We start from the raw sequence: 565 nt of genomic DNA, 5'->3' as shown, positions 1-565 counted from the left end.
CTCCTAATAGCTCTGCAAATTTAGCTGCATGTTCTGCTTCTTCAAATGCTATTCTTTTATATGCTTCTGCTACTTCTGGGTATCCTTCTCTGTCTGCTTGACGACTCATTGCTAAGTACATTCCTACTTCTGTACATTCACCTGTGAAGTTAGCTCTTAACCCTTCTATTACTTCTGGATCTATTCCTTGAGCTACTCCTATTCTATGCTCGTCTGCCCAAACCATTTCACCTTTCATTTCTTCGAACTTATCAGCTCCAACTTTACATACTGGACAAATCTCTGGTGCTGTTTCTCCTTCATGTATATATCCGCATACTGTACAAACAAATTTTTTCATGTTTAAAATCCTCCCTGTATTTAATGTAATTTTTAATTTTCCACGTTAATTATCATTAATTTGTTAACGTTTTTCCTAGTGCCTAAATATATACCCAAAATATGTTACTTTAAACACATTTTTAGATATATATTTAAGTTATTTATCCAATCTCTATATATTATTTCCCAAAATGTCTATTTAATAATCCTAAGAATGCTTTTCCATGTCTAGCTTCATCTTTAC

The 565-nt window shown here is 32.9% G+C and carries 1 protein-coding gene; it reads right to left on the bottom strand.

Going from position 1 to position 565, the window contains the following annotated elements; all coding sequences use genetic code 11:
• Positions 1-340 (bottom strand): rubredoxin-like domain-containing protein (locus RWY47_RS09245; RefSeq protein ID WP_316030303.1); only part of this gene is annotated, 340 nt, incomplete at its 3' end.
• Positions 341-565 lie beyond the last annotated feature (225 nt).

Origin of the sequence: Paraclostridium sp. MRS3W1, from assembly GCF_032465715.1 — a bacterium.
Taxonomy (GTDB): Bacteria; Bacillota; Clostridia; order Peptostreptococcales; family Peptostreptococcaceae; genus Paraclostridium; species Paraclostridium dentum.
The sequence above is the reverse complement of the archived record's forward strand: the minus strand, read 5'-3'. Positions and strand labels throughout refer to the sequence as shown.